This is a genomic window from Pelosinus sp. IPA-1 (assembly GCF_030269905.1).
Lineage (GTDB): Bacteria > Bacillota > Negativicutes > DSM-13327 > DSM-13327 > Pelosinus.
This window is the reverse complement of record NZ_BSVC01000004.1, coordinates 140,263-165,766: the sequence shown is the minus strand read 5'-3', so window position 1 is coordinate 165,766 and position 25,504 is coordinate 140,263. Positions and strand designations below refer to the sequence as shown.

The 25,504-nt window shown below is 36.6% G+C and carries 28 protein-coding genes; 2 read left to right on the top strand and 26 right to left on the bottom strand.

The features are described 5' to 3' along the window. Position 1: 1 nt before the first annotated feature. From trmD to QSJ81_RS10405, 24 genes are all read right to left on the bottom strand, one after another. Positions 2-748: a tRNA (guanosine(37)-N1)-methyltransferase TrmD gene (trmD, locus tag QSJ81_RS10520; RefSeq protein WP_038670575.1), complete on the bottom strand. Its 747-nt coding sequence runs from the start codon at positions 746-748 to the stop codon at positions 2-4. Next, the gene (gene rimM, locus QSJ81_RS10515; RefSeq protein WP_285717353.1) at positions 748-1,248 is read right to left on the bottom strand and encodes a ribosome maturation factor RimM; all 501 of its coding nucleotides are present in this window, start codon (positions 1,246-1,248) and stop codon (positions 748-750) included. The genes trmD and rimM overlap by 1 nt, the downstream gene beginning before the upstream one ends. A gap of 5 nt (positions 1,249-1,253) precedes the next feature. Then, on the bottom strand, positions 1,254-1,661 hold the full coding sequence (locus tag QSJ81_RS10510) for a YlqD family protein (RefSeq protein WP_038670573.1): 408 nt from the start codon (positions 1,659-1,661) through the stop codon (positions 1,254-1,256). Positions 1,662-1,814: 153 nt separating this feature from the next. After that, positions 1,815-2,042 (bottom strand): KH domain-containing protein, encoded by a 228-nt coding sequence (locus tag QSJ81_RS10505; RefSeq protein ID WP_285717762.1) that lies wholly within the window; start codon positions 2,040-2,042, stop codon positions 1,815-1,817. Between the two features lie 6 nt (positions 2,043-2,048). Continuing rightward, on the bottom strand, positions 2,049-2,330 hold the full coding sequence (gene rpsP / locus QSJ81_RS10500; protein WP_007934559.1) for a 30S ribosomal protein S16: 282 nt from the start codon (positions 2,328-2,330) through the stop codon (positions 2,049-2,051). Between the two features lie 35 nt (positions 2,331-2,365). Next, the gene (gene ffh, locus QSJ81_RS10495) at positions 2,366-3,718 is read right to left on the bottom strand and encodes a signal recognition particle protein (RefSeq protein ID WP_285717352.1); all 1,353 of its coding nucleotides are present in this window, start codon (positions 3,716-3,718) and stop codon (positions 2,366-2,368) included. Position 3,719: 1 nt separating this feature from the next. Continuing rightward, positions 3,720-4,079: a YlxM family DNA-binding protein gene (gene ylxM / locus QSJ81_RS10490; RefSeq protein WP_285717351.1), complete on the bottom strand. Its 360-nt coding sequence runs from the start codon at positions 4,077-4,079 to the stop codon at positions 3,720-3,722. A gap of 80 nt (positions 4,080-4,159) precedes the next feature. Then, positions 4,160-5,077: a signal recognition particle-docking protein FtsY gene (gene ftsY, locus QSJ81_RS10485; protein WP_285717350.1), complete on the bottom strand. Its 918-nt coding sequence runs from the start codon at positions 5,075-5,077 to the stop codon at positions 4,160-4,162. Between the two features lie 24 nt (positions 5,078-5,101). Further along, positions 5,102-8,659 carry a chromosome segregation protein SMC gene (smc, locus tag QSJ81_RS10480; RefSeq protein ID WP_285717349.1) on the bottom strand — a complete coding sequence of 1,186 codons (3,558 nt, stop codon included), beginning with the start codon at positions 8,657-8,659 and terminating at the stop codon, positions 5,102-5,104. 225 nt (positions 8,660-8,884) lie between these two features. Continuing rightward, the gene (locus tag QSJ81_RS10475; protein ID WP_038670566.1) at positions 8,885-9,145 is read right to left on the bottom strand and encodes a stage V sporulation protein S; all 261 of its coding nucleotides are present in this window, start codon (positions 9,143-9,145) and stop codon (positions 8,885-8,887) included. 79 nt (positions 9,146-9,224) lie between these two features. Further along, positions 9,225-10,286, bottom strand: a complete 1,062-nt coding sequence (locus QSJ81_RS10470; protein ID WP_285717348.1) for an elongator complex protein 3 — start codon at positions 10,284-10,286, stop codon at positions 9,225-9,227. 98 nt (positions 10,287-10,384) lie between these two features. Beyond that, positions 10,385-11,113 carry a ribonuclease III gene (gene rnc / locus QSJ81_RS10465; protein ID WP_285717347.1) on the bottom strand — a complete coding sequence of 243 codons (729 nt, stop codon included), beginning with the start codon at positions 11,111-11,113 and terminating at the stop codon, positions 10,385-10,387. Between the two features lie 6 nt (positions 11,114-11,119). Further along, a complete protein-coding gene (gene fabF, locus QSJ81_RS10460; RefSeq protein WP_285717346.1) occupies positions 11,120-12,361 on the bottom strand; it encodes a beta-ketoacyl-ACP synthase II in 1,242 nt (413 codons plus the stop codon). 16 nt (positions 12,362-12,377) lie between these two features. Beyond that, positions 12,378-13,325, bottom strand: a complete 948-nt coding sequence (locus QSJ81_RS10455; protein WP_285717345.1) for an NAD(P)H-dependent flavin oxidoreductase — start codon at positions 13,323-13,325, stop codon at positions 12,378-12,380. A 94-nt stretch (positions 13,326-13,419) separates the two neighbouring features. Beyond that, positions 13,420-13,656: an acyl carrier protein gene (locus tag QSJ81_RS10450; RefSeq protein WP_038670556.1), complete on the bottom strand. Its 237-nt coding sequence runs from the start codon at positions 13,654-13,656 to the stop codon at positions 13,420-13,422. A gap of 30 nt (positions 13,657-13,686) precedes the next feature. After that, the gene (gene fabG, locus QSJ81_RS10445) at positions 13,687-14,430 is read right to left on the bottom strand and encodes a 3-oxoacyl-[acyl-carrier-protein] reductase (protein WP_285717344.1); all 744 of its coding nucleotides are present in this window, start codon (positions 14,428-14,430) and stop codon (positions 13,687-13,689) included. A 1-nt stretch (position 14,431) separates the two neighbouring features. After that, on the bottom strand, positions 14,432-15,376 hold the full coding sequence (gene fabD / locus QSJ81_RS10440; protein WP_285717343.1) for an ACP S-malonyltransferase: 945 nt from the start codon (positions 15,374-15,376) through the stop codon (positions 14,432-14,434). A 24-nt stretch (positions 15,377-15,400) separates the two neighbouring features. Next, positions 15,401-16,342 (bottom strand): enoyl-[acyl-carrier-protein] reductase FabK, encoded by a 942-nt coding sequence (gene fabK / locus QSJ81_RS10435; protein ID WP_285717342.1) that lies wholly within the window; start codon positions 16,340-16,342, stop codon positions 15,401-15,403. Next, the gene (locus tag QSJ81_RS10430) at positions 16,335-17,351 is read right to left on the bottom strand and encodes a beta-ketoacyl-ACP synthase III (RefSeq protein ID WP_285717341.1); all 1,017 of its coding nucleotides are present in this window, start codon (positions 17,349-17,351) and stop codon (positions 16,335-16,337) included. The genes fabK and QSJ81_RS10430 overlap by 8 nt, the downstream gene beginning before the upstream one ends. Beyond that, positions 17,335-18,360: a phosphate acyltransferase PlsX gene (gene plsX / locus QSJ81_RS10425; protein WP_285717340.1), complete on the bottom strand. Its 1,026-nt coding sequence runs from the start codon at positions 18,358-18,360 to the stop codon at positions 17,335-17,337. Before plsX ends, QSJ81_RS10430 begins: the two co-directional genes overlap by 17 nt. Before the next feature lie 14 nt (positions 18,361-18,374). Next, a complete protein-coding gene (fapR, locus tag QSJ81_RS10420) occupies positions 18,375-18,935 on the bottom strand; it encodes a transcription factor FapR (protein WP_285717761.1) in 561 nt (186 codons plus the stop codon). Between the two features lie 149 nt (positions 18,936-19,084). Further along, complete coding sequence (gene rpmF / locus QSJ81_RS10415; RefSeq protein ID WP_285717339.1) at positions 19,085-19,267, bottom strand: 50S ribosomal protein L32; 183 nt, start codon at positions 19,265-19,267, stop codon at positions 19,085-19,087. An 83-nt stretch (positions 19,268-19,350) separates the two neighbouring features. Further along, entirely contained in the window at positions 19,351-19,857 is a 507-nt protein-coding gene (locus QSJ81_RS10410; protein ID WP_285717338.1) for a YceD family protein, read from the bottom strand. A 106-nt stretch (positions 19,858-19,963) separates the two neighbouring features. Beyond that, positions 19,964-21,160: an acetate/propionate family kinase gene (locus QSJ81_RS10405; RefSeq protein ID WP_285717337.1), complete on the bottom strand. Its 1,197-nt coding sequence runs from the start codon at positions 21,158-21,160 to the stop codon at positions 19,964-19,966. 273 nt (positions 21,161-21,433) lie between these two features. Here QSJ81_RS10405 and QSJ81_RS10400 point away from each other — a divergent pair, with 273 nt between their 5' ends. Continuing rightward, complete coding sequence (locus QSJ81_RS10400; RefSeq protein WP_285717336.1) at positions 21,434-22,681, top strand: nucleotidyltransferase; 1,248 nt, start codon at positions 21,434-21,436, stop codon at positions 22,679-22,681. Here QSJ81_RS10400 and QSJ81_RS10395 read toward each other — a convergent pair. Continuing rightward, positions 22,623-23,471 carry a patatin-like phospholipase family protein gene (locus tag QSJ81_RS10395; RefSeq protein WP_285717335.1) on the bottom strand — a complete coding sequence of 283 codons (849 nt, stop codon included), beginning with the start codon at positions 23,469-23,471 and terminating at the stop codon, positions 22,623-22,625. The genes QSJ81_RS10400 and QSJ81_RS10395 overlap by 59 nt on opposite strands. A gap of 146 nt (positions 23,472-23,617) precedes the next feature. Here QSJ81_RS10395 and spoVV point away from each other — a divergent pair, with 146 nt between their 5' ends. After that, the gene (spoVV, locus tag QSJ81_RS10390) at positions 23,618-24,913 is read left to right on the top strand and encodes a dipicolinic acid transporter SpoVV (RefSeq protein WP_285717334.1); all 1,296 of its coding nucleotides are present in this window, start codon (positions 23,618-23,620) and stop codon (positions 24,911-24,913) included. Between the two features lie 65 nt (positions 24,914-24,978). On the opposite strand, the gene QSJ81_RS10385 is transcribed toward spoVV, so the two are convergent. Continuing rightward, positions 24,979-25,431 (bottom strand): ATP synthase subunit B family protein, encoded by a 453-nt coding sequence (locus QSJ81_RS10385; RefSeq protein WP_038670535.1) that lies wholly within the window; start codon positions 25,429-25,431, stop codon positions 24,979-24,981. Between the last annotated feature and the right edge of the window lie 73 nt (positions 25,432-25,504).

Below are 25,504 nucleotides of genomic sequence, written 5' to 3'. Positions count from 1 at the left end.
ATTAGTCTCCAGTCTGCTCAGCTATAATTTCTGCTAATAATTTAGCATCATCTGGGCTTAATTCTTTATTTTTCAGTAAATCTGGCCGGCGCTCAAGAGTGTTTTTTAGTGCTTCTTTATTGCGCCAGCGGTTAATCTTGGCATGGTCGCCAGATAATAGTATGTCTGGTGCTTTCATACCTTCAAATTCTCGTGGTCGTGTATATTGAGGATATTCTAACAAACCATTATAAAAAGAATCTTCTGGAGCTGAACTACTAGAGCCAAGAACTCCAGGTAACATACGAGCAACAGAATCAACAATTACCATAGCTGGTAGTTCGCCACCTGTTAGTACATAGTCACCGATGGAGATGCTTTCGTCTACTAAGTGCAACCTAACTCGCTCATCGATACCTTCATAATGTCCACATAATAAGATAAGTTGGTCATAATTGGCTAATTCCTTAACCTTTGCCTGATCAAGTCGATAACCGCCAGGGCACATTAAAATAACTCGTCGATTTGTAATATTGCTTGCTGCAATAATACTATCTACAGTACGAAAAATAGGCTCTGGCTTCATTACCATACCAGCTCCACCACCAAAAGGATAGTCATCAACAATGTTGTGTTTGTCAAACGTAAAGTCCCGTGGATTTGTCACATTGACCTTTAAAATGTCAGCTTCTTGTGCCCTTTTAATAATACTATGCCCCAAAGGACCAGTAAACATTTCAGGAAATAATGATACAACATCGATACGCATTATTCTTCCCATTCCTGTAATTTTACAATCATTTTGCCACTAGGAATGTCAATTTGTAAGACTACGCTTTTTAGTGCTGGAATTAGTAAAGGTTGCTTATCCTTTTGTTCAACAATATAGACATCATTGCTACCTGTTTCCAAAACATCTGTAACCTTACCTAGGTACTCTTTTTCCTCGGTATATACTTCTAGACCAACAATATCAAAGATATAATAATGGCCAGCTGGTAATTGTACCAAGTCCTTACGTTCTACTTTTATTAATTTCCCTCGTAAATGTTCAATATCATTTCGATTATCCATTCCACGGAATTTTAGTAAAACAAATTGTTGATGATATCTAACACTTTCGATAGGCAAACTAGTTCCATCATCAAGTAATGCAGTTTTTAGCTCACGAAATCGCTCCGGAAAATCGGTTAAGGGTGTAACACGAACTTCACCTCGCACCCCTTGAGGGGCACCAATTTTCCCAATTACAATCATATTATCCATCATAATAATTAGTTTCTAAAAGCGATAACTTTGCCATCTTCTAGCAAAATTTCAGCATTCATAAACTTATGTAAATCATCGCCAACTTTTACTGTAACGATTTGTTCTAAAGTTCCTTGAGCAATTTCTGCACCAAGTTCCAATTGAGCTGTTTCTTTTAGCTTTTCTGTCATATGGTTTTTGTACTCAAGACGTTTTTGAGTTTCACCATCAATTTGTTGGCGAAGTGCAGTAAGGCCTTGCGCATCTGCCATGGCTTGTTCATTTAGCATACGTTTCGCATGAAATTCAATTTGTTGTAATTCAATATCTGCTTTACGTATGTTTTCTTGAATTTCAGCTGCCAAATTCTTTTTGAGTTCTTCTGTAACTTTAGCTTTAATGGTTACTGGACACTTTAATGTAATACTATCCATGTTTGTCCACTCTCCTATTTTTGTTGGAAAAGGCCCATCTGCAATGTAGCGCTTTTAAGGAGATGTATTTTACTACATTCTTCTTAAAAGCGTGACTTGCATCTGAACCTTTTCTAATAGTTTGTATAATTTAGCCGTGTAATTATACACGAACTAAATTATTTCTATCATTATTTTCTTGTTTTCACGAGTAGCTGCTGCTTTGACAACCGTCCGCATTGCTTTTGCAATACGACCTTGCTTGCCAATAACTTTCCCCATATCTTCAGAGGCTACATGCAACTCATAAATAGTGGTGTCAGCATCAACGGATTCGGTGACACTAACTTGGTCCTGGTTTTTAACTAATGCTTTGGCGATAACCCCAACTAAATCTTTCATAGTCAATTACGCCTCTTTCTTTGTACGCTTTAGTTCATCCCATTTTTTCATGATACCAGCCTTACTGAAAAGAGCTTTAACGGTATCAGTAGGTTGTGCACCTTTTTGCATCCAACTGATGGCTTTATCTTCATCAATTTTAACAATTGCAGGTTCAACAGTGGAATCATAATGTCCTAAAGTTTCGATAGAACGTCCATCACGAGGAGCGCGGGAATCAGCCACAACTACACGGTAGAAAGGGTTTTTCTTCGCACCCATACGCATTAAACGAATTTTTACTGCCACAAAAATCACCTCCTTCATAGAATACTCATTTTAAACTATTTTTGCATGAAGGGCAATTTAAACCCACCAAAGGATTTTTTACCGCCTTTTTGCATATCTTGAAAACGTTTCATCATTTTTTTTGCCTCTGCAAATTGTTTGAGTAATTTGTTCACATCTTGTACTCTAGTTCCACTACCAATAGCAATACGTTTACGACGACTGCCATTTATCAAGGAAGCATCTCGACGCTCTTTTTTCGTCATAGAACGTATAATGGCTTCCGTACGTGTTAATTCTTTTTCATCAATTTCTACATCTTTTAATTTTTTTAAATCCCCCATGCCAGGTAGCATGCCTAAGATTTGATCTAAGGGGCCTAACTTACGCACTTGTTGCAATTGAGTTAAGAAATCATCTAGATTAAAATCTTCTTTACGAAATTTTTTCTCCATTTCTTTGGCTTGTTCCAAATCAATGGAAGCACCAGCTTTTTCAATTAAGCTAAGCACATCTCCCATGCCCAAAATGCGGGATGCCATTCGATCAGGATGAAATACTTCAAGAGCATCAAGCTTTTCGCCCATACCGGCAAATTTAATAGGACAACCAGTAACAGCTTTAATTGATAGGGCCGCACCACCGCGTGCATCCCCATCAAGTTTTGTTAAAATAACCCCATCTAGGCCTAGATCTTTATTAAAAGATTCCGCCACAGTAACAGAATCTTGTCCTGTCATTGCGTCAACAACCAAAAGTATTTCGTGTGGCTTAACTGTTGTTTTTATTGATTTTAGTTCCTGCATTAAGTCTTCATTAATGTGTAATCGACCAGCAGTATCAATAATGACAGTATCCCGAGCATAGGAATTAGCGTATTCGACTGCCTTTTGGGCAATTAGAACAGCATCTTTGGAATCTTCAAGAGTAAAAACGGGTATATCGAGCTGTCCACCTAAAACTTGTAACTGCTTTATAGCAGCAGGACGATATATATCAGCAGCTACTAGCAATGGACGCTTACTTTGCTTTTTAAGCAAAAGAGCTAATTTACCAGCTGTAGTTGTCTTACCAGCACCTTGCAACCCAACTAACATAATGACAGTTGGCGGTCTAGAGGAAACTGTTATACGACTTTGTGTTCCACCCATCAGAGCAGTCAATTCATCATTTACAATTTTCACTACGAATTGAGCTGGTGTAAGACTTTGCATGACCTCTTGTCCAATAGCCTGCTCTTTTATCTTAGCAATAAAATCTTTTACAACTTTGAAATTAACATCCGCTTCTAATAGCGCCATCCGTACTTCACGCATTGCATCGTTAATATCAGCTTCTGATAATTTGCCTCTACCACGCAATTTTTTAAAAGTATTTTGTAACTTATCGGCTAACCCTTCAAAAACCATACTACACCTCTTTTGAATAGTCTAACAAACAATTCAACTCTTGCACTGCTAAATGTAACTTAGGCAATTGCCGTATTTCATCTGGCAATTCACCTATCAATTGATATATATGTTGTATAGCTTGTTGTTCACGTTGATGCCGTTCAACAAACTTCAATTTATCTTCATAATCAATAAGAACTTGTTCTGCCCTCTTTAATATATCATGAACTGCTTGTCTAGTTACTCCCAGTTCATCAGCGATCTCAGCTAGCGATAAATCATTGAGATAATGCATTTCCATAGAAAGACGTTGTTTATCAGTCAATAAGGCACCGTAAAAATCAAACAGCGCTATAATATGCAAAACTTTATCTAACAATTAAAATCACCTCTTTACTGACAAGGGAAAATGCTTTACACCCATATTATAAAACAAACCCTATTTAGTGTCAAGTGTTTTTACTTGTCAGCGAAGAGTGCTTGAACAAAATCTTGAGGTATGAAAGGACGTAAATCATTGGCTGTCTCCCCTACCCCTACCCATTTTACAGGTAAATTGAGTTCATTTTTAATAGCGATAACAACGCCACCCTTGGCTGTACCATCAAGTTTTGTGAGTACAATACCAGACAATGGGATTGCCTCTCCAAATAATTTTGCTTGGTTAATGGCATTTTGTCCCGTAGTGGCATCCAGTACTAACAATGTTTCGTGAGGTGCATCGGGAATTTCGCGATTAATAACTCGTCCTATTTTTTTCAATTCCTCCATTAAGTTGGATTTAGTATGAAGACGTCCAGCTGTATCAATAATAACTATGTCCATTTTTTTTGCTTTGGCCGATTGTACAGCATCAAAAGCTACGGCTGCAGGATCGGAGCCTTCCTTATGTTTGATGATTTCAGATCCTGTTCTTGTACCCCATATTTCTAATTGATCAATGGCTGCAGCGCGAAAAGTATCAGCCGCTGCTAACATCACTTTATAACCTTGATCTCGATAGTATTGACCTAATTTACCGATTGTAGTAGTTTTTCCCACACCATTCACCCCAACTACTACAATTACGGTAGGTGGATTAGTCGCCATATTTGTTTCCATTACATCATCTGATAACATAGCGCTAATTTTATTCTGTAAAAACGGTTTTAAATCTTCTGGACTGTTAATTTCTTTACTTTTTATACCTTTTTTTATATCAACCATTAGTTTACTGGTTGTATGCACACCGACATCTGCTGATAATAATATGGCTTCCAAATCATCAAGGAATTCGTCATCGATTGTGGCATAGCCAGTGACCAGTTGCTCAATTTTTTCTGTAAGATTTTTTCTGGTTTTTTCTAAACCTGCTTTTAATTTATCAAAAAAGCCCATATTTCAATACTCCTCCGTTCGTTATTATCCTATTTTATCCATTAATTTAACTGAAACTAAACGTGATATCCCTGATTGCTCCATAGTAACACCGTGTATAATATTAGCAGCTTCCATAGTTCCTTTACGATGGGTAACAACTATAAATTGGGTATGCTCTGCATAATCGCGTAGAAAATCGCGTAAGCGGTCTATATTTGCTTCATCTAAAGGGGCATCGATTTCATCCACTACAATAAATGGTGCTGGACGGTACGCTAAAAAAGCAAATAGAAGTGCAATAACAGTAAGAGCCCGTTCCCCACCTGATAATAGTATTAAGTTTTGTAACTTTTTACCTGGTGGCTGTACAATAATCTCAATACCTGTACTCAAAATATTATCTGGATCCACCAATTTTAACTGAGCTTGTCCACCACCGAATAAGCGTGAAAAAATATTACTAAAATGCTCATTAATTTTGGTAAAAGCGAGTAAGAACTTTGTTGACATTGTATTATCAATGTCAGTAATAATGGAGGCCAAATATTCTTTGGCTTGCGTTAGGTCTTGGTACTGCTTTTGCAGAAAATCACATCTTTCTTGTAAGCGAATATAGTCTTCGACGGCTGCATGATTAACTGGGCCTAATAAGATAAGTTCATTTTCTAAATTTTTTACCATACTCGAAATTATATCAATGCTTTCAGTACGGTAAAGTTCTTTAGCTTGCTCTATATTTAAGGAAAACTGTTGTTCTAATTGTTCCATGGAGTGCGTTATTTCGTAGTTATACTTTGTGGCTAAAAGCTCACTTTCATGTAGACGTGTCTGTATTTCATGATGTTTGCGCCTTAACTCTTTTAACTCTTTTTCAAGATGCTGTAACGTTGTTAAGAGGGTAAGTTTTACTCCATATTGGGTTTTATGATGCTGCTCATAATTGATCTTTTCTTCAGATAATACTTGATGTTTATTTGAATTACTTATTAGCTCTTGATTAGCTAATTCTATTTGTTCTGTAATATTGCCCTTTTCTACGAGTAAGTTTTGCAGCTGACTCTTAATCAGTTCCTTCGATTCTTCATATTGTTCATAATTTGTAGTAATAGCGGTAATTTCTTGCTGCAGGGCTGTAATGTCAATTTTAATATCTGTTAAACTTGCTTGTAAAATTTCTTTTGAACCTTGTAATTCCTTACATTTCTTTTGTCCAATCGTAATAAATTCCTTGTGTTGATTATCACGATCTTCAAGTGTATTAATTGCTTTTTCACTTTGAGATAACGCTAATACTAACTGTGCCTTTTCCTGTATACAGGAAGTTTTTGAGTCTGCAATTGTAGCCAATAACGAGGTAAGCCGTTCTTTTTCAAACATTAATTTTTCAGTATGGACAGTAATCTCAGCTACGCGAATTTCAATAAGCTGGCGATTTTTCTGAAGTGAAGTTACCTTATTATCAATATGTAGTGTATCATTTTGTAGTGTAACTACATTAGCTTGGATTGTAGTTAGTTCCTGTGTCATAGATTCTATATTTGCCTTAATCGCTTCTATTTCATTATTTCGGCCTAAAAAACTAGATTCCCGTTTATTAGTACTACCACCTGTCATAGAGCCACCAGGATTTAATACTTGTCCGTCCAGTGTAACTATCTTTATGGAAAAGCCAGATTTTTTAGCAATGATAAGGGCAATATCAATATTCTCTGCAATAATAGTACGACCTAATAAAAATTCTATTACCTCACGATAGCGAGGCTCACAAGATACAAGATCCGCAGCAAATCCTAGTGATCCGGGAAGCTCTGCAATCGTTAAATCAGATTCTCGACGTTTGAAAGGTTTAATTGTATCGAGTGGCAGAAAAGTAGCACGTCCTAGTCGTTCATTTTTTAAAAATTGCATTGCTTGTTTGGCGGTTTCTGAATTCTCCGTAATAATATATTGCAGGGCACCACCTAATGCAATTTCGATAGCTGTAATATAGTTATCAGGTACGGTTATATTTTGAGCAACAGCACCACAAATACCGCTATGCCAACTGGCTTTACTTTTCAAAACACTTTTAATACCACGAGAAAATCCTTCATACTCATTTTGCATACTCGATAGTATTTTAAAGCGTGAGTGCGATTCATTCACTTGGGTAGTAAGTTGTTTTTCTTGTTGTAATATGGTTTGTAACTTTTCTTCAAGGGTTTTTCTTGCAGTTAATAAAGATTTATTCTCTTCATTCAATTCATTTACTTTTGTTTTTATTGCTTCGTTTTCCGTTAGGATCTTATTATATGCTTCTTCCGCTTGTTTTAGCTGGATATTATAATTTTGATATTCCTGATCGAAGTTATCTTGGCGTAAATCAATTCTTTTAATATCATCTTTTATTGTTGCGAGTCGGTTTCGTTCTTCAATAACCTCTTGCAAAAAGATAAGTGTTTTTTCCTTGCTAGTTTCTAACTGTTTTTCCGCTTGCTCTAACGTTGTAACTATATTTTGATAAAGTACATTCTTATCTACTAAAATTTGTTGCAGATTTTCAGTCAGTTTTTTCTTCTCAGAAAGAGTTTCATTTATCTCACTGTTTTTTCTCTCTAGCTCACTTTTCTGCTTTTCCATACGAGTTAGCTCATCTATTATTCGATCCTGATTACGTTTGCCTTGCAGAATTCGCTCTTCTAGTACGGCTACTTTGCCGTGAAGCCTTTCTAATTCTGTGTCTGCTTGATTAATCGATGTAGTATAGAAGGTAAGTTTTTCTTCTGTTTGTATGAGCTCCGTTGTTAACTTTTCTTTGTCCGTTTCTTTTAAACTCAAATTAGTACTAATAGTAAGTTCTTCTACTGTTAAATGGTCTTTCTGCAAGCTAGCACTTTCTATCATTTTCTCTGATTTTTCTAATGTATTCAAAAGTAATGTTACTTGGCAGGAAGTTAGTTCTGTCTTTAATGAATTATATTGTTTTGTACGTTCAGCGCTTTCTTTTAAGGGTACAAGTTGATCCTCAATCTCATTTGTTATATCTGAAACTCGAATCAGATTTTGCGTAGTATCTTCTAATTTGCGTAATGCTTCTTTTTTTCGCTGTTTATATTTGGAAATGCCAGCGGATTCCTCAAATAATAAACGACGTTCTTCGGGTTTACTATTTAAGACTTCATCCACTTTATTTTGTCCTATAACAGTCATAGCATCCCTGCCTAGACCTGTATCAGCTAATAATTCATAAATATCCTTTAAACGGCAAGCTGCTTTATTAATGAAATATTCACTATCACCAGAACGAAAAACGCGACGAGTGATAATTATTTCATTAAAATCTAAGGGCAATGTTCCATCACTATTGTCAAAAACTACGGAGACTTCAGCTGCCCCTAGAGGCCTACGTCCTAAACTACCCGCAAAGATTACATCTTCCATTTTAGTTCCGCGTAAATTACGTATACTTTGCTCTCCAAGCACCCAACGAATCGCATCAGAGATATTACTTTTACCGCTGCCGTTTGGACCAACAATAGCAGTAATACCAGGACCGAATTCTACTTCTGTTTTGTCAGCAAAAGATTTAAATCCATACGCTTCAAGCCTGCGCAATAACAAACTAAATCACCACACATATAATTATTATTAATTTAATTATTTCTTCAATTAACCCTAACCTTAAAATTCTACCATGTGTCAAAGCTTTATACAACATGCTTGAATAAAAAACCTGTTTGCATAGCAAACAGGTTCTTTTACGAAATTAAAGTTATTAATTTCTAATTCTAAATAAGAATACTAGGAGTTCCTGACTACATTTAGGAACTTAGCAATGTAAAGTTTCTATCTGGGCTCCACAATAAAACGGATAGCAGTACGTTGTTCACCATCAATAACAATCTCGGCAAAAGCAGGAATCGCAATTAAATTAATACCATTCGGCGCTACAAACCCACGAGCTATTGCAACTGCTTTAATAGCTTGATTAACTGCGCCGGCACCTACTGCCTGTACTTCGGCAGAACCTCTTTCTCGTAACACTGCAGCCAAGGCTCCTGCTACAGATTTAGGATTTGATTGTGCAGATACTTTGAGCACATCCATTCGCTAACCTCCTTTTGGGATCAGGACTTACTACACTATATAGTATTCTATCGATTTCCTTTAAATTCCTTTTTTAGAATTAAATATAAAATAACATTTTTTTATTAATAACATAATATATACCTTGGTACTCAACGATTACTTCATTCATATGTAAGCCATCTTGCTTTAGAATAGTTTTTTTAGCATTATAAGTAGATTTGAATCTTTTCATATTACTGTTGGACACACCTCTAATTTTAGACGTATCACGAGGATGATGATGAATAATAATTTCTTCGATACTTTCCTTTAATAAAAGTACTAATTCTGCGAAATGGGCTAACATAACATAAAAAATATAAGAATCAACCATTTCACCAAAGGCGGGATGATAAGGACCGGCTAGGACCACGCTGCTTTTATCTAATTCCTCTGTTGCTTGCAAACCAGTTCGAATGACTGGTATTTTATACTGATCGAAAAGTAATTTCAAAAACGCTCCATATGCGACTCCAGTGGTTAAGGATAGTGCTTTGTAACTTCCTTCATGGTACATATCAGCTAGGCGTGTATGGGCTATTACTAGCGTGGGGTAAATCCTTATAAAATCTGGGGAAAGTTTTATTATGCCCTGTGCAGTACGAATCAAACTTTTCCAGTCTTCTTGAGGTAAACCTGGCATTAATTGGAGCCCACAAAATAATCCCATATTTTTAATAATCGTAACAGCTTCAAATACATCGCTACAACTGTGTCCCCTAGCACTTGCTTCTAATACTTTATTATCAAGTGATTGAACCCCTAATTCGATAGTTGAAACTCCGTATTGTATAAGGTTCTGCACGATCTCATTTGTAATACAATCTGGACGAGTAGAAAGGCGAATCCCATGAATTTTTTTTGCTTTTAGTGCAATATAAGCAGGTTTTAGCAACTCTGATTGTATTTCAATAGTAAGTGCCGTAAAACTTCCACCATAAAAAGCTACTTCAATGTGTCGCTCTTCAGTAATTCTACCCAAATGTTCATCAATGATATCTGCTACTTCTTGAGAGTTTACAGGAGTATTTCTGCCAGTAATTTTTTGTTGATTACAAAAAACACAACTATGGATACATCCAAAGTGTGGAATAAATACAGGAATAATAAAATGCTTCATAATTCCTCCCTAATTTTTATAAAACTCTCTGATAAATTTAGTAGATTAGTATTAATTATAAATGCTAATTAATAAAGACGACCTAACGGTCGCCCATATTAGTTAGTATTTATAATTCCCAGTTTCATTAAAGCTTGCTTTGCTGCGTGTTGTTCAGCTTCTTTTTTACTTTTCCCCAGTCCATTACCTAAAGAATCCCCATTTACTAAGACAATTATTTCAAACATTTTGTTATGGTCAGGACCATTCTCCGAAATAATTTCATAGATAATTTTGCTATCCGTTTTCTTCTGAACGACTTCCTGGAGTACAGTTTTATAATCTTTCACATATTCACCGCGTTCAACTAACTTTAAATCCGCATTAAGCTGCCTTAAAACAAAATTAGAAACACTAAGAAAACCACTGTCTAAGTAGATAGCACCAATTACAGCCTCGAAAGCATCCGCTAAAATGGAAGCACGTTCACGACCACCAGAACCAGCTTCGCCCTTTCCGAGAAACAAGTATTCTCCAATACCAAGCTCGGCAGCGCAGCGAGCCAAAGTGGGCTCACATACGATTACCGCTCGGGCTTTTGTTAATTCACCCTCAGGAAGGTTCTTTAATTGGCGGAATAGATATTCACTAACAATCAAATCTAATACAGCATCACCTAGAAACTCTAGTCGCTCATTATGAGAAATAACTGCTTTTTTTGATTCATTTGCATAAGAAGTATGGGTAAGAGCTTGGTGCAATAAATTTACATCGGTAAATGGTACGCCCAATTGATCCGATAATTTGGCCAAAGAATCCATTCTTTTTTTTGTAAGCATCTCAATCATATCATATTACTTTTGGAATTTTTTTAATAAGATAGTTGCATTATGTCCACCAAACCCTAAGGAATTCGATAGTGCGACATTAACCACTTGCTTGCGAGATGTATGAGGAACATAATCTAGATCTAGTTCTTCATCAGGTTCATCACAATTAATAGTAGGAGGAATTTGGCCATTTTCTATAGTTAAGGCAGTAGCAATACACTCAATTCCGCCTGCTGCTCCAAGTAAATGTCCAGTCATAGACTTAATAGAACTAACGGCCAATTTATAGGCATGTTCACCAAATAATGATTTTATTGCTAATGTTTCATTCTTATCATTTAGAGGAGTTGAAGTTCCATGAGCATTGATATAATCAACAGCTTCTGGTTCTATATCTCCATCCTTAAGAGCCATAGCCATACATTTAGCAGCTTGTGCCCCTTCAGGAGCTGGTGCGGTAATATGGTAAGCATCTGCGTTAAAACCATAACCAATTATCTCCGCGTAAATATGTGCATTTCTCGCTAACGCATGTTCTAAAGACTCAAGGATAACTACGCCAGAACCCTCTCCCATAACAAAGCCATTGCGATCTTTATCAAAAGGACGTGATGCTTTTTCTGGTTCATCGTTACGAGTAGACAAGGCTTTCATAGAACAAAAACCTGCTACGGCAATAGGGGAAATGGCTGCTTCCGTACCGCCTGCAACCATAACATCTGCATCACCACGTTGGATCACTTTAAATGCATCGCCAATTGCGTTTGTACCTGTTGCACAAGCTGTAGTCACACAGTTACATGGACCTTGTAAGCCAAAAGTGATAGATGTTTGTCCGGCGGCCATGTTACCAATCATCATTGGTATAAAAAATGGACTAATACGGCTTGGCCCTTTATCAAACAAATTTTTGTATTGTTCATTCAAAGTATCCATTCCGCCAATACCAGTACCAATCATGGTGCCAATTCGAGTAAGATCTTCTGATTGTAAGTCAATACCGGAATCATCAAAAGCCATTTTACTAGCAGCTACTGCAAACTGAGTAAATCTATCCATACGTTTTGCTTCTTTTTTGTCTATATATTGTGCTGGATCAAAATCCTTAACTTCCCCAGCAATCTGTGTAGTATATTCACTTGCATCAAAACGAGTGATCTTACCAATTCCAGATTTACCTTCTAAAAGTGCCTGCCAAAATTTATCCTTACCAATTCCAATAGGTGTAACTGCACCTAGCCCTGTTATTACAACTCGTTTTTTCAAAAGGAATCACCTCACGTTAATTTATAACCTCGACCTCTGCAAGAAGTCTATTGAAAATTTCTTTAACAGGTAGTATTTCATCTATTTTATGAATGTACTCACCAGTAAATACTAATCCAGTTTCTACATCACCCTGTTGAGCGCGAATTAACGCTTTGATAATGCAAAAGTTTTTTGCACAATGTTTTAAACATGCATCACAACTTTCAGGAACAGGTGCAGTACTTCCAATAATTTTCTCAGCAAATGGATTTTTTATAGCACGACCAGGTAGTCCTACTGGACTATTAATTAAAACAATATCTTCATGCTTAGCCTTTAAATAAAATTCTTTTAAGGCAGGTGCAGCATTTGATTCATCACTGGCTGCAAATCGAGTTCCCATTTGCACGCCATCAGCACCGAGTCTTAGTGTATCAACAATATCCCTACCGTTAATAATACCACCAGCACCAATCACTGGAATTTTCACTGCATTCTTAATATCAGGAAGTAAAAAATGTAAGGGTTTATCAGTACCTAAATGTCCACCGGCTTCTTTACCTTCTACAATTACGGCAGAAGCTCCAAGTGATTCCGAAATTCTAGCTAATTTTGCAGAAGAAACAATTGGCACAATCGGTGTGCCCGATTCTTTCCCCAGACCAAACATATCACGAGAGAATCCAGCACCAGCAACTACTAAATCAATACCTTCTTCTATTGCTGTTTTTACAAGTCCGGCAAATTCCCTTGCTGCTACCATTGCATTGATTCCAATAATTCCAGTCGTAAGTGATCGCGCTAAGCGAATTTCTTTACGCAATTCATCAAAGCTCATACCAGAAGCAGCAATCAATCCAATACCACCAGCTTCACCTACGGCTGCCGCTAAACGAGCAGTGGAAATTCGAATTGCCATTCCACCTTGTATAATTGGCACTTTTGCCACTAAATTACCTATTTTCAGTTCTGGAAGTTTCAAGTTATAACTCCTCCATTCGCTAGGACATTGTCTTTTTAAGAAAGTCCCGCGAAAAATCATTATTTCACGGGACTTCTTCTTTTACTACAGAAAATTAACCTTGTTTTTCTTTCTCTATGTAGTCTACAGCGTCTTTTACAGCTTTAATTTTTTCAGCTATTTCATCAGGAATTTCAATGTTGAATTCCTCTTCAAATGCCATAATTAACTCAACGATATCAAGAGAGTCAGCACCCAAATCATCAATAAACGTAGAGTCCATAGTAACATCAGCTTCATCAACTCCAAGTTGTTCTACTGATATTTGTTTTACTTTGTCAAATGTTGTCACGATATTCACCTCCTTTCAAAAGGCGTTTATTTACATTACCATACCACCATCGACATTCAAAGTTTGACCCGTAATATAGTTTGCCGAGTCAGAAGCTAAGAATACTACAGCAGCTGCAACATCTTCAGGATTGCCTAATCTTCCTACAGGTATTTTTTCCGTTAAACCTTCTTTTACTTGCTCAGATAAAACGGCAGTCATATCGGTGTTAATAAATCCTGGAGCAATTGCATTAACTGTAATTCCTCTAGATGCCAATTCTTTGGCCATAGATTTAGTGAATCCGATAACGCCTGCTTTAGCCGCTGCATAATTTGCTTGACCAGCATTTCCCATTAAACCTACAACAGAAGTCATGTTGATAATTTTGCCAGATTTTTGCTTCATCATAATACGAGAAACTATCTTAGTGCAAGCGAAGACACCTTTTAAATTAATATTCATGACGGCATCCCAGTCGTCTTCCTTCATACGCATTAAAAGGTTATCACGAGTAATTCCCGCATTATTGACTAAAATATCAACTTTGCCGAAAGTATCAATTGTTTCTTTAATCATTGCATCTACAGCTTCCATATTGCCAACATCTGCTTGGCAAACAATAGCTTGACCACCAGCAGCCACAATTATATTCTTAACCTCTTCAGCTGCGGCTGTGTTACCAGCATAGTTAATTACTACTTTAGCTCCGACTTTGGCTAATTGGATTGCTACGGAACGACCAATCCCTCTTGAAGCGCCAGTAATAATTGCAACTTTACCATCTAAATGCATTTTAACGAACCTCCTTGAAATAATCAAGGGTTTTTTCTAAGCTATTACTATCTTCCACATTTAAATTGTCAATTTCTTTAGCAATTTTCTTTGTAAAAGATGATAGTACTTTACCTGGACCAACTTCTACAAAAGTAGTAGCACCAAAGTTTATAATTTCGGCAACACAATCTTCCCATTCTACGGGGTGATCCGCTTGTTTTACTAAAGAAACTTCAATTTCTTGTTTATTGGTAATTGCTTGACCATTAATGTTAGCAACAACTGGTATGCTAGCATCATTGATCGTTATTTTACTCAATTCAACAGCTAATTTTTCAGCAGCAGGTTTCATTAACGTGCTATGGAATGGAGCACTAACTGGTAATATTACTGCGCGCTTAGCCCCAGCTGCCTTAAGCATTTCGGTAGCTTTTTCAACTGCTAATGTTTTTCCTGCAATAACAATTTGACCAGGACAATTAAAATTTACAGCTTGTACAGAACCGAACTCTACTTGCGCTTTCTCACAAATCTCAACAACCAATTGACGTTCACTGCCTAATATAGCAGCCATACTGCCTTCACCTAGCGGCACTGCTTCTTGCATGAATAATCCACGCTTGCGGACTAGTTGGACAGCATCGCTAAAAGACAATGCACCAGCTGCTACCAAAGCTGAATATTCGCCTAAACTATGACCAGCTACAATGTTAGGGGTAAGACCATTTTCTTTTAATACTTGATATAGTGCAATACTAACAGTTAGTATTGCTGGTTGTGTATTAACGGTTTTTCGCAATTCATCTTCAGGACCATTAAAACACATATTAGTAATAGAAAAACCTAATGCTTCATCTGCTGCATCAAATACTGCTTTGGCTACAGGAAAACGCTCATATAACTCTTTTCCCATACCTATAGACTGTGATCCTTGACCAGGAAAAACAAAAGCTATTTTTTTCATATAAATACCTTCCCTTTGCTATAGTTAAACGTTTTCAGATAAGCCAGACACTATGTTTGGTATACCTTTAACTATATCCTGAATAATATCTTCTACAGATTTAATGTCCGTAATCATGCCTGCAATCTGCCCTATCATGACAGAACCATAATCTACGTCACCTTCACGGGCTGCAATGCGAAGCTTCCCTGCACCCAGCTGCTCCAGTTCTTCAGGAGATGAGCCGTTTTTTTCCATTGCGTGGTATTCACGAGTAAATTTATTGGTAAGTACCCGTACTGGATGCCCAGTGGCAATTCCGGTTACGATGGTTGATCGATCTTTTGCTTTTAAGATAGCATTTTTATAATTTGCATGAGCAATACACTCTAGTGATGCAACAAAACGTGTACCTATTTGCACACCTTGGGCCCCTAAGGCCATTGCTGCAACTACACCACGACTGTCAGCAATTCCACCTGCGGCAATAACAGGTATTTCTACAGCATCAACAATTTGAGGTATTAAAGACATCGTACTAATTTCGCCAACATGACCACCGCTTTCCTGACCTTCAGCAATGATCGCATCAACGCCAGTTCGTTCTAATCGTTTGGCTAGTGCTACTGATGCTACTACAGGAATCACTTTACTGCCAATTTCCTTTAATGCGGGTATGTACTCGCCAGGATTGCCAGCACCTGTTGTAATGACAGGAACTCGTTCATCAATAACCACTTGCATTACTTCTTTTACAAATGGAGACATAAGCATGATATTAACACCAAAAACCTTATTGGTCAAAGCTTTTGTTTTTTGTATCTCTGAACGAAGAACATCTGGGGGCATATGGCCAGCTCCAATAATACCTAGACCACCTGCATTTGAAACAGCAGCTGCAAGTTCAGATGTAGCTACCCAAGCCATACCACCCTGTAATATGGGATATTTTATATTCAATAATTGACAAAGTTTACTTTTAAACAACTGTTTTATCCTCCTTGTACCATTTTATGACACAAGATGCCCACGTAAGTCCAGCACCAAAGCCGACAAATACGACTACATCATCATTCTTAAGCTTATTATCCTGCAATGCCTCATTTAAAGCAATAGGAATAGAGGCAGCAGAAGTATTTCCATACTTATCAACATTTACTATTACTTTCTCCATTGGCAATTTTAAACGTTTTGCAGCAGATTGAATAATTCGTATGTTCGCTTGATGAGGAATTAAACAATCTACATCAGCAGACGACAATCCAGAATTATCTAAGGCTTTTACTGCAGATTCCCCCATGACTTTAACTGCAAACTTAAAGACATCATTACCACTCATTTGCAGATAATGTAGTCGCTGGCTAACGCTTTCACTTGTTGCTGGTAATCTTGAACCACCAGCTGGTATTTTCAAAAATTCTCCACCTGAACCATCAGCACCAAGATCAATACCTAAAATACCATACCCTGCTGGTACTTCACCTAAAACAACGGCGCCGGCACCATCACCAAATAACACACAAGTATTACGGTCGTTCCAGTCAAGAATTGTAGAAAGAGTTTCTGCACCAATAACCAGAATCTTATTATATAGCCCAGTCTGAATAAATTGACTACCAGTCACTAGACCATATGCGAAACCAGAGCATCCTGCAGATAAATCAAATGCAGCAGCTTTACTAGCCTTGATTTTATCTTGCACTAGACATGCAGTAGAGGGAAATAGCATATCAGGAGTAGCTGTAGCAACAATAATTAAATCAATTTCATCTGCGGATACCCCAGCATCTAATAATGCCCTTTCAGCCGCATAGGCTGCTAAGTCTGATGTAGCAACACCTGGTGCGACGATATGACGTTCTTTTATTCCTGTTCGACTAACAATCCATTCATCGGATGTTTCTACAATACTCTCTAAATCCTTGTTAGTCAGTGTTTTTTCGGGAACATAGCTACCAACACCAATAATACCTACACCTTTATTCTTCACTTGCACTAGTAACAACTCCTTCCTGTGCAATATTTTCGCCTATATGTTCAACAACTTTGTTTTGTGTAAATTCATTAGCGACGCGGATGGCATTTTTAATAGCTTTTGCTTTAGAACTGCCGTGACAAATAATAAAACATCCATTAACTCCTAAGAGCGGTGCTCCACCATATTCCGCATAATTAAGTTTCTGTTTTAAGTTTTTTAATGCAGGTATAATCATTAACGATGCTAATTTGGTTAAAATACCGCTATTTTTAATAGTCTCTTTTATCAATTGCATGATAACACTGCTTAGACCTTCGCCGAATTTTAACACTACATTACCGACAAAACCATCACAAACGACAACATCAACTGTACCCTTCGGAATATCTCGGCCTTCCACATTACCAATGAAGTTAACGGTTTGTAATTGTTTTAGCAAGGGATAGGTAGCCAAGGCTTGCTCATTTCCCTTTGTCTCTTCTTCACCTATATTTAACAAACCCACACGAGGAGTTTTTATATCCAAAATATATTGTGCATAAATAGATCCCATAATTGCACTCTGTACTAAATGTTTCGGTTTACCATCTACGTTTGCACCAGAATCTAATAAAACAGTCGTTCCAGTGAGATTAGGAATCGGGGTAGCAATCGTTGGACGCTCAACGCCTGGAATACGACCAAGACCAAATAAAGCAGCAGCTACAGCGGCACCAGTACTACCTGCAGATACAACGGCATTACAAAGTCCTTCTTTTACTAAACGTGTAGCCACAACAATAGAGGCATCTTTTTTCTTGCGAACAGCTGCTCCTGGATGTTCATGCATTTCAATTGTTTCGCTGGCATGATGAATGCTAATTCTCTGACTATCCCAATTATTTACTTTATCTAATACTTCTTGGATTTTAGTTTGATCTCCAACTAAAACAATTTCGCATTGATACTCGTTAGCAGCTTGTATTGCTCCTAATACGATTTCTTCTGGTGCATAATCGCTACCCATGGCATCAACGGCAACTTTCATTAACGGTCTTCCTTTCATGGTTCTAATGATACCATAATAAATTTAGCGCGAAACACTTCTTGTTTTTCGTTTCTAGTTTTAACCCAAATGAAGGATTTATTTCCTCTTTTTCGTATTACTTCCGCTTTGGCAATTAATTTTTCACCAACATGAATTGGCATTTTATACTTAACATTTGCTACACCAGTCAATGCTGTTGGAGCATCTATAACGGCAAGGGCTAAAGAATTTGCTTGTGAGAAAACATAGTGCCCACGAGCAATTTGTGTTTTCTCAAAAACCATTTCAGGCGTAATATGTAAGATTGAGATTCCTTGCTTATCTAATTCTAAATCGATTAACTCACCAATCATTTCACTGCTGGCAATTGCTTTCAATTTATCTTGCGCATTTTCTGCCATTTGCTTTGTGCGTTCCCGTAACTCGGGTATTCCTAATTCTAAACGATCTAAACGTAATGTTTGAATACTCACGTTTAGTATTGCTGCTAACTCTCCATCAGTAAGAAAAGGATTAGATTCTATTTTTTCTTTGAGCATTTCTTGTCGTAGTTTCTTATGAATTCGCGCCATCATATCACCTAGTTTTGTTTTCATTACGATGAATTTAGTAGCTACTACTATAATCAGTTACTATTATAATCAGTTACTATTAAAAAAGCAAGAAAAAACAGTGAGCAAGAAAAAAGTTCAATTAACTCTTATCTTGCTCACTAAGTAAGATCTTATTCTGCTTTTGCTTTTATAACTACCTTACCATTGTAATGACCACAATCAGGACATACTCTATGAGGCATTTTCAATTCGTGACATTGTGGACATGCTACAAAGCCAGGAACGGTTAATTTCCAATTTGCACGGCGTTTATCACGACGGGCTTTGGACATTTTACGCTTAGGTACTGCCATTTATTACACACCTCCTTAACAGGGTTTCAAGATGGCTATTGAAAAAATCAAACCATTTTACTATCAATACTTGATTCATAATTTCACTTTAAAAGCTGTTGCAATACTGCAAGCCTTGGATCAATTAGCTTGTCCTGACAATTACATTGAGCAGTATTAAGATTAATACCACAGTGAGGACATAATCCACGGCAATTATTACTACATACGATCTTCAAAGGCTCAGCTAAGATCATACTTTCACGAATTAAATCAGTAATGTCAATTTCATCACCAGTATAATAAGCTAAATCATCTTCACTATCAGCTGGTTCATCACTATTTTCCTGAAAATTATCGGAGAAAGGAATTTCCATATCAATAGTGAAATCCTCTAAACAACAACTACATTGATGTTTAGCAGTGGCAGAAATAATACCTTTAACAGCTATTACTCGCCCATTATTTATCAATTCGCCTTCAACTTTTATAGTACTATCCATCCAGGGAGTCTCACCCTCGATAGCTATTTTTTCAGCAGAAGTGATAAACTCAAATGTTTGCCGGTTACCAATTGTTTTTTTAGCTTGTAAGACATTAATTATCATCATTTTCCACCTCGACCTTCATTAATTATAGCTACCCCTCTATATTTTGTCAACAAGAAAAGGCTTGGTTTACACCAAGTCTTTAAAGTAATACGAAATATAGTTAAAACTATTTAGTGCAGATAGTTTTAGTATCTCTAGCAATTACTAATTCTTCGTTAGTTGGGATGACAAATAATTTAACTTTGGAGCCATCTACGCTAAATTCTCTTTCCTTCCCACGGATATTATTTTTCTCTTTATCTACTTTTGTACCTAAATATTCCAAACTAGAAGAAATATGTTCACGCATTTCAATGGAATTTTCACCGACTCCAGCAGTAAATACAATAGCGTCTACACCATTCATTGCAGCAGCATAACTACCAACAAATTTAACAACTTCATATGTAAACATATCTAATGCTAACTGAGCACGGTCATTGCCGCTTTCAGCAGCCTTTTCAATATCTCTAAAATCGCTGGAAATTCCAGAAACTCCTAAAACACCGGATTTTTTGTTAATGTAGTTATCAATTTGATCCAGAGTCATATTTTCTTTTTTCATTAGAAAAGGAATAATGGCTGGGTCAATATTACCACAACGAGTACCCATAAGTAATCCTTCTAGTGGTGTGAATCCCATGCTGGTATCAATACATTTACCATTCTTTATCGCGGCAACGCTGGAACCATTACCTAAGTGACAAGTGATAATTTTTAGATCCTTAAAGTCTTTTCCCATTAAATCAGCAACTCGTTGAGATACATATTTATGGGAAGTCCCGTGGAAGCCATAACGTCTAATACCATATTTTTCATAAGCTTCATAAGGCAATCCATACATAAAAGCATGTTTTGGCATAGTTTGGTGGAAGGCAGTATCAAAGACGATTACCTGTGGTACATTTGGCATTAACTCGCTGCATGCATTAATACCAGAGATGCTAGGCGGATTATGAAGTGGTGCCATATCATTGCATTCTTCAATTGCTTTGATTACATTTTCATTTATAAGTACGGAATCTGAGAACTTTTCACCGCCATGAATACCACGATGACCAATCGCATCAATTTCATTCATGTTGGAAATAACACCATAATTAGCATCAGTTAATGCTTCTAACACTAAACTAATACCGATAACGTGATTTGTAATGTTAGCATTGATAACCTTTTTTTCTTTTCCAGTAGGTTGATGAGTCAAAATAGACCCCTCTAGGCCAATACGTTCCACCAAACCCTTTGCCAATACTAGCTCGTTATCCATCTCAAATAGCTGATATTTGATAGAAGAGCTTCCGCAATTTACTACTAAAACTTTCATATTAAGATCCTCCTCGTATTTTTCTCTTCTTAATTTTCTCTATACGACTGTACAGCTATTTACTTTTCGACATAGTACTACTTTTTCCTTTTATTTTGGATAAAGTTATTTAAAAAAATAATATACTTATAGTATTGGCAGGATTTTAAAATAAATTACTGAAACAATTACCAATAAGTTACTTTGATATTATTCTTAGGTAAAATTTAATCAGTATGTTGGGTAAAATAATGTAGAGAATAAATTTATAAAAATGGAGTGACCTTAAAAAAGATGCAAGCAGTTGGCGTTATTGTTGAATATAATCCTTTTCATAATGGTCATAAATGGCATATAAATGCCGCTAAAAAGATATCAGGTTGTCCCTTTGTTATAGGCGTTATGAGTGGTAACTTTGTACAAAGAGGCGAGCCAGCAATTTTTGATAAATGGACAAGAGCGGAAATGGCAATTCGTGGCGGCGTTGATCTTATTATTGAGTTGCCTACTGTTTTTTCAGTGCGTAGTGCCCAGTATTTTGCAGCTGGAGGTGTGCGCCTTTTACAATCACTGGGGCTTGTCAGTCATATTTGTTTTGGAGCGGAGCATGCCGATCTAACTTTGCTAAAAACAATTGCCATGGCAACGAATGATTTTATAACCGTTAATGATATGCATGTAAACCTGAAAGCAGGAAACACTTACGCGGCTGCTCTCGGACAGGCTTTAGAAAAACAGCATTCTATTTCTCCTGGAATTATAACCTCGTCTAATAATATTTTAGCGGTAGAATACCTCCGTTCTATCGAAAAATTCGCACCAAATCTCATTCCTATTGCAGTGACTAGACAACAATCAAAATACAATGATACCAGTATTACGACACCTTTTGCTAGTGCCACTGCCATTAGGCAAGTGCTAACCAATTATATGAATATTACAGAAGAATTAAAAATGGCTGTCCCTGCAACTACGTTACAAATTATTTCCAATATATTGGAAGAAGGACGTGGTCCAGTAACTTTATCTGATTTAGCTAATATTATATTAGCTAACTTGCGGACAACTAGTTTAAAACGGTTAGAACAATTGCCTAGCGTATCAGAAGGGCTACATTACAAAATCCGCGATTGTTCACTTTTAGCAGGAGATATGAAACATTTATTTTCTATGCTGAAAAGTAAACGCTATACCTATACAAGATTGCAACGTATTATTATTCATGCTTTGTTAGGAACTACAAAGAACCAATTACAAGATTTTGACGAACAAGGCCCACTCTATGCCCGTATATTGGCATTTAATCAAAATGGACGTTTATTATTAAAGGAACTAAATCAATCTTGTTCTATTCCTCTTATAACCAAAACCACACACTATCTGAGCAGCAAACAACGTGATACTGAACCGCTTACTTCACTCCAACAAATGTTATCTGTTGATACTATATCTAGTGATATGTATGCATTAGGAATGCCCTCTTCTAGTTGGAAGGTAGGTGCATGGGATTTTCGTTATCCAGCTCGTTATATTCCACTATAGGTTCATTCAATAAACGTTTGATATCGACAAGCATACTCTCTGCTGCTTGTTCCCCTAAAAGAACGCTTTCGTCCATATTATCAAAAGAACTTGGTTGTATATGGGCAATATCTGGTCGTATCAGTATATCCCAATTGTGTTGTCGGTATTTAAATAATTCTCGCTCCATAATATCAAATGATTGCATAATAACATCAAATATTGTTGTAATATTACAAACCGTTCCTGCATGGGATAGGTCAACTGCAATTACAATATTAGCCCCCATTTTTCTCACTACATCAATTGGTGTCGGATTTAATACCGCCCCATCAACTAATAACATATCTGCTACACTAAAAGGTACAAAGAATCCGGGGACAGAAATACTCGCTCTTACGGCTATCGCTACATTTCCTTCAGTAAAAATGATTTCTTTGCCTTGTTTTATTTCCGTCGCTACGATAGCTAATGGTATTTTTAATTCTGAAAAGCTTTTTCCTTTAGTTAGTAAGTGTATAATCTCTAATACCTTATCTCCGGAAATTACCCCCATCTTAGAAATCATAAAGTCTAACCAATTCCGAGGCTTTAAATGTTTAGCTAATCGCAATATTGTTTCTGGGGTCTGGCCGGAACAATATAAAGCACCAATTAAGCTACCAATGCTACAACCTGCAATATAATCAATTGGGATATTTTCCCTCTCTAATACCTTGAGTACACCAACATGCGCTAATCCCCTTAAACCACCTGATCCTAAAGCTATACCAACTTTGGGTCTAATATGATCACCCCCTAAAATATACAAAGTATTAATATTCTATGTGAGAACTACACCTAGAGTAACAATAATATTCATCTATTATTTTATTAATTCTATATTTTATATAGTTATATTACGCTCTATCTCCCAATATATATTAGAGACTGCCTTATAGGAGAGGAGATTATTATATGAGAATTTTCGGCAGAGGTAAACGTTATCACTCCCGGCTACTAGCATATTTTATGGCATTTAGTGCAGTATTTATTACTATTTCTATGGTTAACTATCCTAAAGATGCATTTGATTCAGCTATTATGGGCCTTAATTTATGGTGGAATGTAGTTTTTCCTTCTTTGTTGCCTTTTTTTATTTTGTCAGAAATTCTCATGGGATTAGGCGTAGTTCATTTCATCGGCGTCTTGCTGGAACCATTAATGAGGCCCATTTTTAATGTTCCGGGAATAGGAGCATTTGCCTTATCAATGGGATTAGCTTCAGGATATCCTATGGATGCTGTAATAACATGTAAGTTCCGCAAGAGTAAACTATGTACTGGTGTTGAAGCAGAGAGATTGCTGTCCTTTACAAATACGGCAGACCCCCTCTTTATGTTTGGTGCTGTTGCTGTTGGGATGTTTGGTATGCCAGAATTAGGTGTAATTATCGCATTGGCTCATTACCTATCAAGTTTTCTTGTAGGTATTATCTTTCGTTTCCATGGTCGTGGTCGAGATAATTATAAGAATGATACACAAGTGGCAACAGGAAACATTATACTCAGGGCATTCCGTGCTTTATATGCTGCAAAACAAGAGGATAAACGATCTATAGCGCAATTGCTTGGTGATTCTGTAAAAAATTCTATGAATACAATTTTACTTATTGGTGGGTTTATTATTCTGTTCTCCGTATTTCTACAAATTTTATCGGTTATTGGAGTAACGGCTCTTTTGAGTAACGCTTTTGCAGTGTTCTTGGGGATAATTGGATTTACTACAAATCTAGCGCCAGCTTTAGTTAGTGGATTATTCGAAATAGATTTAGGTACATTAGCAGCGAGTCAGGCTGATGGACCATTAATTGAAAAAGTAGTAGTAGCAAGTGCAATTATTGCTTGGAGCGGCCTTTCTGTTCACGGCCAAGTGGCTAGTATTGTTATAGAATCAGGTATAAGAATGGTGCCGTATATGGTGGCTAGAATTCTTCATGCCTTACTCGCTTCAATACTTACAATCATATTAATGATATCGCCCTTTAGTAGCATAACTCAATTATTTACACTTCCTGTAATGCTTATCCCGACTAGCTCGGCTATAGCTGTTTCCTTCTTAACAAGAATAGAGCAAGTGAGTTATCAAATATTAATATTATTAAGTATTATGATTGCTCTATCTATAGCCATACATATTATCAAAGAATTGTACCAATATGTAAGTAAAGATCTTGGATTTATTAAACACATTGGGCATAAACATAAGCCATAATAGCATCTACTAATAACCAAATTTTTATGAGTTTTGATCAGAAAAAAATAAGGAGCATATGCTCCTTATTTTTTTCTTGACTGATGAAGTTCATTATGACCTTGGCGAACTACTTCTAGTGCTTTTTCTAGGTTTCCTGAAAGATGTTTGAATACATCGTCAGCATAAGCAATCGCATCATTTTCTAAATCACAGGCTTGTTTTTGTGCTTGAGTAACAATTTCAGCGCTATAATCCTGAGCTTGTTTTGTAATTACATTTTCATCTGTTAATTTAATAGTATAGCTTTTCGCTTTCTCAATAATATTATGTGCTTCCTTTTGGGCTTCCTCTAAAATTCGTTGTTTTTCTTGCATAATTTTACTAGCCTCAGAAATAGTACCAGGCAATGCTTCCCTCAATTCATCAAGTAGTCTTGCTACATCATCTTCTTCTAACACTCGTTTATTTGTAAATGGTACGCGTGCAGCATCAATCAATAAACTTTCTAATTCATCTAAGATTCCTTCAATAGTCATAAATACCTCTCCCCATTTGGTATTACTTAACTATATATTTCGTATTAAACTTATGCTTACAATTACCCAAGAT